The 13,088-nt window shown below is 72.0% G+C and carries 8 protein-coding genes; 5 read left to right on the plus strand and 3 right to left on the minus strand.

The genetic code is table 11. The features are described from left to right. Positions 1 to 56 precede the first annotated feature (56 nt). Positions 57 to 1,277, minus strand: a complete 1,221-nt coding sequence (locus Q2K21_RS28695; protein ID WP_310776549.1) for an ROK family protein — start codon at positions 1,275 to 1,277, stop codon at positions 57 to 59. Positions 1,278 to 1,397: 120 nt separating this feature from the next. Between Q2K21_RS28695 and Q2K21_RS28700 the strand changes: the two genes are divergently transcribed. The 3 genes from Q2K21_RS28700 to Q2K21_RS28710 all read left to right on the plus strand — a co-directional run bounded on the left by Q2K21_RS28700 (position 1,398) and on the right by Q2K21_RS28710 (position 7,616). Continuing rightward, a complete protein-coding gene (locus Q2K21_RS28700; protein WP_310776551.1) occupies positions 1,398 to 3,128 on the plus strand; it encodes an MGH1-like glycoside hydrolase domain-containing protein in 1,731 nt (576 codons plus the stop codon). After that, positions 3,125 to 5,062: an amylo-alpha-1,6-glucosidase gene (locus Q2K21_RS28705; RefSeq protein ID WP_310776554.1), complete on the plus strand. Its 1,938-nt coding sequence runs from the start codon at positions 3,125 to 3,127 to the stop codon at positions 5,060 to 5,062. The genes Q2K21_RS28700 and Q2K21_RS28705 overlap by 4 nt, the downstream gene beginning before the upstream one ends. A 454-nt stretch (positions 5,063 to 5,516) precedes the next feature. Next, a complete protein-coding gene (locus Q2K21_RS28710) occupies positions 5,517 to 7,616 on the plus strand; it encodes an LTA synthase family protein (RefSeq protein ID WP_386276144.1) in 2,100 nt (699 codons plus the stop codon). Between the two features lie 24 nt (positions 7,617 to 7,640). Here the strand turns inward: Q2K21_RS28710 and dusB are convergent, their stop codons facing one another. Then, positions 7,641 to 8,834 carry a tRNA dihydrouridine synthase DusB gene (dusB, locus tag Q2K21_RS28715; RefSeq protein ID WP_310776556.1) on the minus strand — a complete coding sequence of 398 codons (1,194 nt, stop codon included), beginning with the start codon at positions 8,832 to 8,834 and terminating at the stop codon, positions 7,641 to 7,643. A 97-nt stretch (positions 8,835 to 8,931) separates the two neighbouring features. Here dusB and Q2K21_RS28720 point away from each other — a divergent pair, with 97 nt between their 5' ends. Next, the gene (locus Q2K21_RS28720) at positions 8,932 to 10,380 is read left to right on the plus strand and encodes an MFS transporter (protein ID WP_310776558.1); all 1,449 of its coding nucleotides are present in this window, start codon (positions 8,932 to 8,934) and stop codon (positions 10,378 to 10,380) included. A gap of 100 nt (positions 10,381 to 10,480) precedes the next feature. Here Q2K21_RS28720 and Q2K21_RS28725 read toward each other — a convergent pair whose 3' ends face one another. Further along, complete coding sequence (locus tag Q2K21_RS28725; protein WP_386276140.1) at positions 10,481 to 11,398, minus strand: helix-turn-helix transcriptional regulator; 918 nt, start codon at positions 11,396 to 11,398, stop codon at positions 10,481 to 10,483. Positions 11,399 to 11,499: 101 nt separating this feature from the next. On the opposite strand from Q2K21_RS28725, the gene Q2K21_RS28730 reads away from it, so the two are divergent. Continuing rightward, the gene (locus Q2K21_RS28730; RefSeq protein ID WP_310776560.1) at positions 11,500 to 12,927 is read left to right on the plus strand and encodes an MFS transporter; all 1,428 of its coding nucleotides are present in this window, start codon (positions 11,500 to 11,502) and stop codon (positions 12,925 to 12,927) included. Positions 12,928 to 13,088 lie beyond the last annotated feature (161 nt).

Consider the following 13,088-nt stretch of genomic DNA (forward strand, 5'->3'; position numbering starts at 1 on the left):
ACGCCTCACACCCGGTCGCCACGGCCACATCTCGCACACGGCCGTCACGACACCGCTCACACGCCGAGCGCGAGCAGCCGCTCCTCCACCCGTTCCGGCGCGTACAGGTGCTCCACGACCAGTGCGCCCGCCCCGACCAGGCCCGCCCGCTCCCCCAGCCGCGAGGTCACCACGTCCAGGTGCGCGGTGGAGCGGGGCAGCGCCCGCTGGTACAGCAGCTCCCGTATGCCCGTGAGGAAGGGTGTTCCGGCCAGATCGCCCGCGATCATCAGCACCCCGGGGTTCAGCAGCGTCACAACGGTCGCCAGCACGTCCCCGACGCTCCGCCCGGCCTCCCGCGCGAGCGCGGCGGCCTCCGGGTGCCCGGCGGTCAACAGTTCCCATACGTCCGAGCCGGAGGCGGCCGGGACGCCGGCCTCCGCGAGCCGGCGCGCGACGGCCCCGCCGCTCGCGACGGCGGCCAGACAGCCGTACGAACCGCAGCGGCACAGGGCGTCGGCGCCCTCGGGGACGCGGATGTGTCCGATGTCCCCGGCGCCGCCGTCGACACCGCGGTAGATCCGGCCGTCCACGACCACGCCCGCCCCGATACCGGTGGAGACCTTGACCAGCACGAACGCCGAGCAGTCCGGGTGTCCGGTGCGCTGTTCGCCGTACGCCATCAGGTTCGCGTCGTTGTCGACCAGCACGGGCACGTCGGGGGCGCCGTGCGCGTGCTCCGCGAACGCGCGGCCGAGGCGGCCCCGTATGTCGTAGCCGTCCCAGCCCGGCATGATCGGCGGCTGGACGACCCGCCCGGTGTCGCTGTCGACCGGCCCGGGGACCGCGAGCCCGATTCCGCAGACCTCGTGCGCCCGATGGCCCGCCTTCTCCAGGAGTTCGGCGAACCAGTGGCCCAGTTCGCCGAGGACGGCGTCCGGGCCGTCCTCGATGACCAGGGTCCCGGTGTGCTCGGCCAGGATCTCGCCGGTCAGGGAGAGGACTGCGGCGCGGGCATGCCGGGTGTCGAGGTCGGCGGCGAGCACCACCGCGTGGGCGTCGTCGAACTCCAGGGTGATCGAAGGGCGGCCGCCGAGCGGCGATTCGACCGGTCCTCCCGCACCCTCGCGCAGCCAGCCGGCCCGGAAGAGACGGTCCAGGCGCTGGCCGACCGTGGCCCGGGACAGGCCCGTGGCCTGTTGCAGGGCACCCCGGGTCGTGGCACGGCCACTGCGCACCAGTTCGAGCAGATCCCCGGCGCTGGCCTGCGTGCCCGGCTTTCCGACTCTTCCGCTCATGCGCACCCCCTTGCGTTCACCAACCTTGCATTACATATTGAGTTTTGCGTGTTAAATAGACGTAACCCTACGGTAGCCAGTGCCGAACCGCTCGGCAGGACGTCTTTCGGGGAGACCTGAGTGGACCGCACACCCCAACTCACCGCCCGCCGTACGGAACTCACGAGTCCCGTGCGCACCTCCGGTTCACCGCCGGGGTCCTGTCCACGTGAGATCGCCCATTCCGGTACGCGTGTATACGATCCGGCCGGGCCCGGGGGGCCGACGGGGCCCACGGGGTCGCTGCACGTCAGGGCGGCGCAGGTGCTGGACGCCAACTGGACGGGGACTTCCACGGTGCCCTCGCGCGGCCTGTATCCGCACCAGTGGTCCTGGGACTCGGCGTTCATCGCGATCGGCCTGCGGCACCTGTCACCGCTCAGGGCGCAGACGGAGCTGGAGACCCTGCTCGACGCCCAGTGGGGCGACGGACGCGTCCCGCACATCGTCTTCAACCCCTCCGTGCCGCTCGACGCGTACTTCCCGAGCCCCGACTTCTGGCGCTCCTCGACCGCGGGGCGCGCCGCGGGCGCTCCGCGCACCGTACAGACCTCGGGCATCGTGCAGCCACCGGTGCACGCGCTGGCGGCCTGGCTGGTGCACCGCTCCGACCCGGGGCTGTCCCGGGCGCGCGGCTTCCTGGCCCGGGTCTACCCACGTCTGGCCGCCTGGCACCGCTATCTGCTGCACCGCCGCGACCTGGGCGGCGGCGGGCTCGCCTCGGTGGTCCACCCCTGGGAGCAGGGCATGGACAACAGCCCCACCTGGGACGCGCCGCTGTCCCGGATCACCCCGGCCCCGGCCCGCTCCTTCCGCCGCGCCGACCTCGACCACGGCGCGCCCGAGGACCGGCCGACGGACCTGGACTACGGGCGGTACGTGCGGCTGGCGACGGACTACCGCGACGGTGGGTACGCCGACGGGGGCGGGGAGTTCGCGGTGGAGGACCCGGCGTTCAACGCGCTGCTGATCGCCTCGGAGCACGCGCTGGCCCGCATCGCGCGGGAGCTGGGCGCTACGGGCACGGCCCGGCACGCCCGCGCGGAGCGTCTGACGGCCGCCCTCGTCGACCGGCTGTGGGACCCGGCGGAGGGGATGTTCTTCTGCCGGGACGTGTATGGGGACGGCGAGGGAGGGAGCGGTGCTCTCGATGCGGGGCAGCGCTCTCGGAGCGGCGCTCTCGACGCGGAGCAGCGCTCTCGGAGCGGCGCTCTCGATACGGAGCAGCGCTCTCGGAGCGGCGCTCTCGACGCGGGGCAGCGCTCTCGGAACGATGCTCACGACGCAGAGCACCGCTCACAGAGCACCGCTCTCGCATCAGAGCACCGCTCCCCCACCGGCGCCCTCATCCCCGAGCGCAGCGTCTCCGGTCTCATCCCACTGCTCCTCCCGACGCTCCCCCGTGACATCGCGGCCACGCTCGTCCGTACGCTGCGCGGACCGCATTTCGGGCTCGGCGGCGTCACCCGGCTCGTACCGAGTTATGACCTGCTCGGCGAGGCCTTCGATCCGCACCGGTACTGGCGCGGGCCCGCCTGGTTCAACATCGGCTGGCTGGTGGAGCGCGGCCTCAGGACGCACGGCGAGCGGGCGGAGGCCGACGCGTTGCGCGAGTCCCTGCTCACCACCGCGGACACCTCGGACTTCGCGGAGTACGTCGACCCGTACACCGGCGAGGCATGCGGGGCGCTCGGCTTCGGCTGGACCGCCGCGCTGACGCTCGACCTGCTCCATGAGCGCCCCGGACACAACGTGTCCCCCATGGGCATCGGCACGTTCGACAGGAGTGACAAAGGAGGGGACCGGGGATGACGGACCGGCATCATCTGCTCGTGCACGGCAGCACGTTCGCCGCCGTGGGCGACGGCGGGGACATCAGCGGAGTGCGGGGCGGCAACTCACCGGCGGGATTATTCGTACGGGACGCACGGCACCTGAGCCGGTGGCAGCTCACCGTCGACGGCGCCGTGCCCGAGACGCTCACGCCGGTCGCCGACGGGGACACGGCCCGCTGCGTCCTCGTACCGCGCGGCGGCCGTCAGGAGCCGCCCGCGCACACCCTCTTCCGTGAGCAGGCCGTGGCCGACGGCGTGTTCGTGGAGAGCCTGCGCGTCACCAGCAACCGCCCGGTGCCGACGACGGTCCGCGTCGCGGTCACCGCGGACGCCGACTTCACGGACCAGTTCGAACTGCGCTCCGACCACCGTACGTACGCCAAGACGGGCGCCGTGCGCTCCCGCCAGATCCTCGACGACGGCGTGGAGTTCGGCTACCGGCGCGGTGAGTGGCGGTCCTGTACGACGGTCACGGCCGAACCCCCGCCGGACGGCGTGGAGGAGACGGGCACGGGCGCCCGCCGCCTGGTGTGGACGCTGGACCTGGAGCCGCACGGCTCGGCGGAGCTGGCACTGCGGGTCGCCGCCCGGCCGCACGGGGCGGCGCAGGACCCGGCGGTCCCGGCCTCCCCCGCCGCCGTCAACGACCGACTCCTCGCTGTGGAAGGCGAGTTCATGGAGGGCGTGGCCTTCCCCACCGGCTGGCCCGAACTGGCCACGGCCTGTGCGCGGGGCCTGTCCGACCTCGCCGCGCTCCAGGTCCCGGCGACGGGCCCCGACGGCGAGGACCTGCGTGTCCCCGCGGCCGGCGCCCCCTGGTTCCTCACGCTCCTCGGCCGCGACGCGCTGCTCACCTCCCTCTTCGCACTGCCCTACCGCCCCCGACTGGCCGCGGCCACGCTGCCCGCGCTCGCCGCGACACAGGCGAGCGAGGTCGACACGCGCTCGGTGGCGCAGCCGGGGAAGATCGTGCACGAGGTGCGGCACGGGGAGCTGGCGCACTTCGGGCAGGTGCCGTACGGGCGGTACTACGGCTCGGTCGACGCGACCCCGCTGTTCCTGGTGCTGCTCGGGGCGTACGTCGAACACACCGGTGACGTGGCGTTGGCCCAGCGCCTCCAGCCCCACGCCCGCGCGGCGATCGGCTGGATGCTGGACCACGGCGGGCTCACCTCCCGCGGCTATCTCGTCTACCGCGCGGACGAGGGCGGCCTCGCCAACCAGAACTGGAAGGACTCCCCCGGCGCGATCTGCTCCGCCGACGGCAGCCGGGCCACCGGCCCGGTGATGGCGGCGGGCGCGCAGGGATACGCGTACGACGCGCTGCGCCGCACCGCGCACCTGGCGCGCACCGTGTGGGACGACGAGGTGTACGCGGCGCTGCTCGAACAGGCGGCCGGGGATCTGCGCGACCGTTTCCAGCGGGACTTCTGGATGGAGGACCACGCGTTCCCGGCGCTGGCGCTGGACGGCGAGGGCCGCCAGGTGGACGCGCTCGCGTCGGACGCGGGCCATCTGCTGTGGTCGGGCCTGCTGGACAAGGAGTACGGGGAACTGGTCGGCCGGCGCCTGCTCGAACCGGACTTCTTCTCCGGCTGGGGCGTGCGCACACTGGCCGCGGACCAGGCGGCGTACCACCCGATGTCGTACCACCGCGGCTCGGTCTGGCCGCACGACAACGCGCTGATCACGCTGGGCCTCGCCCGCTACGGCCTGCACGACGAGGCGCGTACGGTCGCACACGCGCTGGTCGACGCGGCGACGGCGACGGGTCACCGGCTGCCGGAGGTGCTCGCGGGGTACGGTCGCGACACGCATCCGGAACCGGTGCCGTATCCGCACGCGTGCGTCCGCGAGTCACGCTCGGCGGCGACACCACTCGCGCTGCTCACCGCGGTGGGCGGTGCGTAGGCGCTCCGCTGGGGGTCCGGTATGCCATCACCTGCGGGTGCGTCGTGGTTGATCGCGCCCACGCGGCGGAGCCGCACATCGATACAGCCCCGCGCCCCTTTCGGGGCGCGGGCTCGGCCCGGCCGAGTCGGTTGACCTGGGGTTTGCCGGGTGTTTGCCGGGCGCTGGGGGTCTGTGGTTGAACGTACCTGCGCGGCCACGCGTACGGGATGACGGCGGGCCCCAGCCTCCCCAGCGTGGCCCGCCGCTCCACCACGGGCTTCGATACGGAAGGACCCTCGGGTTGCCTGCCAACACACGCTCACCCCAGACGACGGACAAGGCTGAGCCCGAGCCCGAGCACGAGGCCGCCACCGAGCCCGAGCCGAAGCACGACGCCGCGACAGCGCACGAGCCGGCGGACGACGCCGCGACAGCGCACGAGCCGACGGACGACGCCGCTGCGACGCACACGATGGACACGACGGACAACGGCACCGGCTCGGTGACCGACCACTCGGGGGAGCCGAGGGCCGAAGGCGACACCGACCCCGCCGCAGGCACCCCGGCCGACGAGCCTGTACCCGCCGACGCCCGCACCGATGTGGCGGCCGACGCCGAGTCCGACGCCACGGCCCTCACCGAAGGCCCCGAAGCCGACGAGCCGGCGCTCGCTTCCGACGCCGACAGTCCCGAAGACGACGCCGCGTCCGCCACCGAAGGCGAACCTGACGCCACCCGGGCAGACGCCGAAGCCGAATCCGAAGCCGACGCCGACGCCAACGCCGACAGTCCCGAAGACGACGCCGCGTCCGCCGCCGAAGGCGAGCCCGACACCGCCACCCCGGGTGCCGAAGCCGGCGTCGGCACCCCGCCGCCCGACCCCGACTCCGCCCCCACCCCCGCCCGCCGTCGCCGCCTGCGTGCCTGGCGTGCCGAGCACCCCGTCGCCGCCCGCGTCCTCGGTATCACCGTCACCGTTCTCGCCGGCGCCCTCGTCGTCGCCTCGCTCCTGCTGCCCAACAAGCCCGACTTCCGGCCCGCCGTGTTCCTGCGGATCCCGGTGGAGGCGCTGATCGGTGCCGTCGTGCTGACCGCGCTCCCGAGGCGGCCACGGCTGGTCACGGCCTGGCTCGGCGGCATCGCGCTCGGCGTGCTGACGGTGCTCAACGTGCTGGACATCGGCTTCTACCAATACCTCGGCCGCGGCTTCAACGTCATCCTCGACTGGTCCCTGTTCGCCGACGCCTACTCCTACCTCAAGGACACGCTGGGCGGAACGGGCGCCCTGGGGACCCTGGTCGCGGTCGTCGCGCTCGTCCTCGTCATCCTCGTCGTCTCGGCACTCGCCGTCGTCCGGCTCAGCAACCTGATGGCCCGGCACCGCGCCACCACCACCCGCACCGTCCTCGTCCTGAGCATGGTGTGGATGACCTGCACGGCCCTCAGCCTCCAGGTCAGCGGCATGCAACTGGCCTCCGATCACACCGTCACGCTGCTCCAGTCCCGCGTCAACAGCGTCCGCGCGACCATCCGCGACGAGCGGGAGTTCGCCAAGACCGCCAAGATCGACGCCTTCGGCAACACCCCGGGCTCCCAGCTCGTACCCGACCTGCGCGGCAAGGACATGATCTTCACGTTCATCGAGAGCTACGGCCGCAGCGCGATCGAGGACCCGATCATGGCGCCCGGCGTCGACAAGACGCTCGACTCCAGTACCAAGGCCCTGGCCAAGGCGGGCTTCCACGCCAAGAGCGGCTGGCTGACCTCGGCGACGTACGGCGGCAGCAGCTGGCTCGGCCACTCCACGTTCCTGTCGGGCCTGTGGATCGACAACCAGAACCGCTACCGCACCGTCACCGCCGGCGACCACCTCAGCCTCACCAAGGCGTTCAAGAAGACCGGTGCCTGGGACACGGTCGGCGTCATGCCCGGCGTCCAGAAGGGCTGGCCGGAGCAGAAGTTCTACGGCCTCGACAAGGTCTACAACGCCTTCCAGATGGGCTACCAGGGCCCGAAGTTCAGCTGGTCGACCATGCCCGACCAGTACGCGCTGGAGCAGTTCCAGAAACTGGAGCACAGCAAGAAGCGCGACAAGCCGCTGATGTCGGAGATCATCCTGACCTCCAGCCACCAGCCCTGGGGCCCCATCCCCAAGATGGTCGGCTGGGACGAGCTGGGCGACGGCTCGATCTTCGACGCCATCCAGAAGGCGGGCAACAAGGCGGCGGACATCATCGCCGACTCCACCCGGTCGAAGGAGGAGTACGGCAAGTCGATCCAGTACTCGGTGACCGCCCTGACCCAGTGGCTGGAGCGCTACGGCAACGACAACACGGTGCTCGTCTTCCTCGGCGACCACCAGCCGATCGCCCGCGTCAGCGGCAATCACGCCAGCCGTGACGTGCCGTGCATGATCGTCGCGAAGGACCCGAAGGTGCTCGACAAGATCGCCGACTGGGGCTGGTCGGACGGCCTGCGGCCCGCGCACGACGCGCCGGTGTGGAAGATGAGTTCGTTCCGCGACCGCTTCCTGACGGCGTACGGCTCGACCCCGCACCCGTCGAAGGGCTGATCAGCCGCCTGATCAACCGCCTACTCAGCCGCCCGAGGTGTCCAGCTCCGCGTCCTCGCTGACGCCCGCGCAGTCGTACGGGTCCTTCAGCCAGCCGTCCGGCAGCACCACACGGTTGTTGCCGGACGTACGGCCGCGGGGCCCGTCGGCGCCGAGGGGCCAGGCCTGGTCGAGGTCCAGCTCGTCGAGCCCGGCCCGCAGTTCCTCCAGCGAGGACGTGATCGCGAGCCGCTTGCGCATCTCCGAACCGACCGCGAAGCCCTTCAGGTACCAGGCCACGTGCTTGCGGAAGTCGATGACTCCGCGCGACTCGTCGCCGATCCACTCGCCGAGCAGGGTGGCGTGCCGGACCATGACGTCGGCGACCTCGCGCAGCGTCGGCCGCGCACCGTATCCATCAGTGCCTCCGGCACGGGCGTCCGTCCGGCCCTCGAAGGCCGCCACCAGATCCGCGAACAGCCACGGCCGCCCCAGGCATCCGCGCCCCACGACCACTCCGTCGCAGCCCGTCTCGCGCACCATCCGCAGCGCGTCCTCGGCCGACCAGATGTCGCCGTTGCCGAGCACCGGGATCTCCGGCACGTGCTCCTTCAGCCGTGCGATGGCGTCCCAGTCCGCCGTGCCGCCGTAGTGCTGGGCCGCCGTACGGCCGTGCAGCGCGATGGCGGTGACGCCCTCCTCGACGGCGATCCGCCCGGCGTCGAGATAGGTGATGTGGTCGTCGTCGATGCCCTTGCGCATCTTCATCGTGACCGGCAGATCGCCGGCGCCGCTGACGGCCTCGCGCAGGATCGCCCGCAGCAGGTTGCGCTTGTACGGGAGGGCGGACCCGCCGCCCTTGCGGGTCACCTTCGGGACGGGGCAGCCGAAGTTCAGGTCGATGTGGTCGGCCAGGTCCTCCTCCGCGATCATGCGGACGGCCTTGCCGACGGTCGCCGGGTCCACGCCGTACAGCTGGATCGAGCGCGGCTTCTCGGTCGCGTCGAAGTGGATCAGCTGCATGGTCTTCTCGTTGCGTTCGACCAGCGCCCGGGTAGTGATCATCTCGCTCACGAACAGCCCTTTGCCGCCGCTGAACTCCCTGCACAGGGTGCGGAAGGGCGCGTTCGTGATGCCGGCCATGGGCGCGAGCACGACGGGCGGCTGGACGGCGTGCGGGCCGATCCGCAACGTCGAGGCCGTCGACGTCGGGGTGTCGGTGGGCGTGGGCGTGGACATTCCCCTATTGTCACGCACGCCGAGGGGTCCTCGGCGCGGAGATCATGTAACACTCATTAGTTAGACGCACTATTGACATAGGCGTACGATGAATCGCATGCCCGAGCTCAGCCCTCGCCGTCGCCTGCTCGTGCTCGCGATCTGCTGCATGAGCCTGCTGATCGTGAGCCTCGACAACACCGTCCTGAACGTCGCGCTGCCGGCCATGCAGAAGGAACTGCACGCGAGCGTGGCCGGCCTCCAGTGGACGATCGACGCGTACACGCTGGTCCTGGCCTCGCTGCTGATGCTCGCGGGCTCGACGGCCGACCGCATCGGCCGCCGCAGGGTCTTCCAGGCGGGCCTGGTGCTCTTCACCATCGGCTCGGCGCTGTGCTCCCTCGCCCCGAACCTCACCTCGCTGGTCGTGTTCCGCATGGTGCAGGCCGTGGGCGGCTCGATGCTCAACCCGGTCGCGATGTCCATCATCACCAACACCTTCACGGCCCCGCGCGAGCGCGCCCGCGCGATCGGTGTGTGGGGCGGTGTGGTCGGCATATCGATGGCGGCCGGCCCGATCGTCGGCGGCCTGCTCGTCGACTCGGTCGGCTGGCGCTCGATCTTCTGGGTCAACGTGCCGGTCGGCATCGCCGCGCTGTTGCTCACCTTCCGGTACGTCCCCGAGTCCCGTGCCCCGAAGGCCCGCCGCCCCGACCCGGTGGGCCAGCTCCTGGTGATCGTCCTGCTCGGCTCCCTGACGTACGCGATCATCGAGGCGCCGAGTTCGCCCGTCACGCATACCCTGACCCTCGGCGCCATCGCCCTCGTGGCGCTCCTCGCCCTGCTCCGTTACGAGCCCCGGCGCGCCGAACCCCTCATCGACCTGCGCTTCTTCCGTTCGGCGCCGTTCAGCGGGGCGACGGTGGTGGCGATCAGCGCGTTCGCGGCGCTCAGCGGTTTCCTGTTCCTGTCGACGCTGTACCTGCAGAACGTGCGCGGCCTGGACGCGCTGCACGCGGGCCTGTGGATGCTGCCGATGGCGGTCATGTGCTTCGTGTGCGCCCCCCTCTCGGGCCGTCTGGTCGGCAGCCGCGGCCCCCGCTTCTCCCTCCTGACGGCCGGGATCGCGATGACGGCGAGCGGTCTGCTCTTCGCTGCCTTCGAGGCGGAGACGTCGAACGTCACGCTGGTGATCGGCTACGTCCTCTTCGGCCTGGGCTTCGGCTTCGTGAACGCCCCCATCACCAACACGGCCGTCTCCGGCATGCCCCGCGCCCAGGCGGGCGTCGCCGCGGCGGTCGCCTCCACCAGCCGCCAGATCGGCGGCACGCTGGGCGTCGCGGTGGTCGGCGCGGTCCTGGCGTCGGGCGTGAACAGGGGCCCGTACCAGGAGGTCTTCGTCCAGGCTGCCCGCCCCGGCTGGTGGATCCTCACGGGGTGTGGCGTCGCGGTCCTGCTGCTGGGCGCGCTGACGACGGGCCGCTGGGCGAGGGGGACGGCGGAACGTGCGGCGGAGAGGCTCGAAGAACCGGAGGTCCGCGAGGCGGCAGGCGTGAGCGCCCCGTAAGGGGCGCGGGGAACTGCGCGACAAGCCACAACGGGGCCGCAGCCGCCAGCGCGCCGCACCACCCGAGCCATCCCGCGCGAGCGGCACCGCACCACCCGAGCTATGCCGCCACCCGCTCCCTCTCCAACGCGATGGCTTGCAGTTCCTCAAGGCGCATGCGGGACTCCTGATCGGCGGGCGCATAAGTGACCATCCGCGGCCCGTTGTGCGGCCCGAGCCACAGATCCGTATGGTCCAGCGTCAGCAACCCCACGTACGCGTTGCGGAACTGCTTCCGCTTGCTGCGGAAGCCGACCACCTCGTGCCGCTCCCACGCCTCGCGGAACTCGGCGGACTCCGTCATCAGCCGCTTGAGCAGCATCTTCCAGGCGGGCTCACCGAGATGGTCGGCCATGTTGGCGCGGAACTTGGCCGCCATGAGCCGCATGGTCGCCTGGTGCTCGACGATCGCCGCCCGCCAGTCGGGGTTCGTGTAGCACAGCAGCATGCAGTTGCGGTCCACCGGCGGGATGGCGTCCAGGTCGCACATCAGCAGCCCGTACGTGCGGTTGTAGGCGAGGATGTCGTACCGGCTGTTGGAAATGCAGGCCGGCAGCGGCTCCAGCTGCTTCAGCAGGATCCGCTGGGCGTCGGTGACCGACGGGCAGTGCGAGCCGGGCGCGGGGTCGACGGCGCCGGCGAGGTTGAACAGATGCGCCCGCTCGGTGACATCCAGCAGCAGCGTGCGGGCGAGGGCGTCGAGGACCTGGACGGAGACCTGGATGTCCCGGGCCTGTTCGAGCCAGGTGTACCAGGTGACGCCAACCGCGGAGAGCTGCGCGACCTCCTCGCGGCGCAGCCCCGGGGTGCGTCGGCGCCGGCCACGGGGCAGTCCGACCTGCTCGGGGGTGATGTGCTCGCGCCGGTGCCGCAGGAACGCGGCCAGCTCGTGCCGCCGGATGTCGGACTCGCGCGTCTCGGGTGTCCGCGGCTCCCGGGGCTCCCGAACCGCTGCCGTCTCCCGCACCATGGTCGCCATGCCTCCAGCCTGCCGCCCGCCGGACCCTGTTTCCAGGTAGTGCTTCTACCAGGATAAAGAGACTCTGGTACCACTCTGAGAGTCGGCGCAGTCTCGATGACGTGACCGAGACTCTCATTTCCCGTACCGTCCGCTCCCCGGTGCAGACACCCCGGCTGGGCGGGCTCGGACTGTTCACGGTGCTGCTGGCCGCGGCGCTGCCCCTCATCGACTTCTTCATCGTCAACGTCGCCCTTCCGACCATCGGCAAGGACCTGCACGCGAGCGAGGCCGTCCTCGAACTCGTCGTCGCCGGGTACGGGCTGTCGTACGCCGTCCTGCTCGTCCTCGGCGGCCGTCTCGGCGACCTCTTCGGGCGGCGTGAGTTCTTCCTCGGCGGGATGGCGGCCTTCGGGGTGACCTCGCTGGCCTGCGGGCTCGCCCCGAACGCCTGGACGCTGGTCGCGGCGCGCGTCGCGCAGGGCGCGGCGGCGGCGGCGATGCTGCCGCAGGTGCTCGCCACGATCCAGGCGGCGACCAGCGGGCAGCGCCGCGCCAAGGCGATGAGCCTGTACGGCGCCACGGCCGGGCTCTCCATGGTCGCCGGACAGATCCTCGGCGGCGTGCTCGTGGCCGCGGACATCTGGGGCACCGGCTGGCGCTCGGTATTCCTCGTCAACGTCCCGGTCGTGGTGGCCGGCCTGGTGCTGGCCGCGCGTACGGTCCCGGAGACCCGCTCGCAGCACCCGGAGCCGGTGGACGGCCCCGGCACCGTCCTGCTCGCCGCGTCGCTGCTGACCCTGCTCGCGCCGCTCACCGAGGGCCGGGCGGCAGGCTGGCCGCTGTGGACTTGGCTGACGCTGGCCGCCTTCCCGTTCGCGGCGTGGGCGTTCTACGCGGTGGAGCGCCGGGCGGACCGGCGGGGCCGTACGCCGTTGGTGCCGCCGAGCCTGTTCGCGCTGGCGTCGCTGCGCCGCGGGCTGGTCATGATCGTCCCGTTCTCGGTCGGCTTCAGCGGGTTCATGTTCGTGATCGCGGTGGCGATGCAGCGCGGCGCCGGGCTCGGTCCGGTCCCGGCGGGTCTCGCGCTGACGCCCATGGCGGTGGCGTTCTTCGTCGTGTCGCTGTGCGGGCCGCGGCTGGTCGCCCGGTTCGGCACCCGGGTGGTGACCGCCGGCGGGCTGATCCAGGCGGTCGGCGTGGCGCTGATGGCGGTCGCCGCCTGGCGCTCCTGGCCGCATCTGGGCGTGCTGGAGCTGCTGCCGGGCGCGGCGGTGGCCGGCGCCGGCCAGGCGCTCCAGCTCCCGATCGTCCTCAGGCTCGTCCTCTCCGAGGTGCCGCCGGCCCGGGCGGGCGTCGGCAGCGGAGTCATGATCACCACCCAGCAGTCGGCGCTCGCACTGGGCGTGGCGACGCTCGGCTCCCTCTTCCTGGCCCTGGTGCCCGGCATGGGCATGCGGGACGCGCTGGTGACCACGCTCCTGGTCCAGCTGGCCGGGATCGCCCTGACGGTCGCCCTGAGCCTGCGTCTGCCGCGCACGATCGGCTGACCATGATCGGCTGACCCGCGCGCGCTCGGGCGCCTCGGCGAAGGCCGGGGCGCCCGGTGTGTCAACTCGCCGCCCAAGTGCCCCCGTTGATCTTCCCGTTGCTGCACACTCCTTGCTGCACCTTCCTTGCTGCACAAGCGGACAGGTACGGCCTGGAGGCG

It is taken from the genome of Streptomyces sp. CGMCC 4.7035, from assembly GCF_031583065.1.
GTDB classification, from domain to species: Bacteria; Actinomycetota; Actinomycetes; order Streptomycetales; family Streptomycetaceae; genus Streptomyces; species Streptomyces yaanensis.

Coding starts and splice junctions, on each gene's coding strand:
- Q2K21_RS28695 (WP_310776549.1), bottom strand. CDS start 1,277: ATGAGCGGAAGAGTCGGAAAGCCGGGCACGCAGGCCAGCGCCGGGGAT.
- Q2K21_RS28705 (WP_310776554.1), top strand. CDS start 3,125: ATGACGGACCGGCATCATCTGCTCGTGCACGGCAGCACGTTCGCCGCC.
- Q2K21_RS28725 (WP_386276140.1), bottom strand. CDS start 11,398: ATGGCGACCATGGTGCGGGAGACGGCAGCGGTTCGGGAGCCCCGGGAG.
- Q2K21_RS28720 (WP_310776558.1), top strand. CDS start 8,932: ATGCCCGAGCTCAGCCCTCGCCGTCGCCTGCTCGTGCTCGCGATCTGC.
- dusB (WP_310776556.1), bottom strand. CDS start 8,834: ATGTCCACGCCCACGCCCACCGACACCCCGACGTCGACGGCCTCGACG.
- Q2K21_RS28710 (WP_386276144.1), top strand. CDS start 5,517: ATGGACACGACGGACAACGGCACCGGCTCGGTGACCGACCACTCGGGG.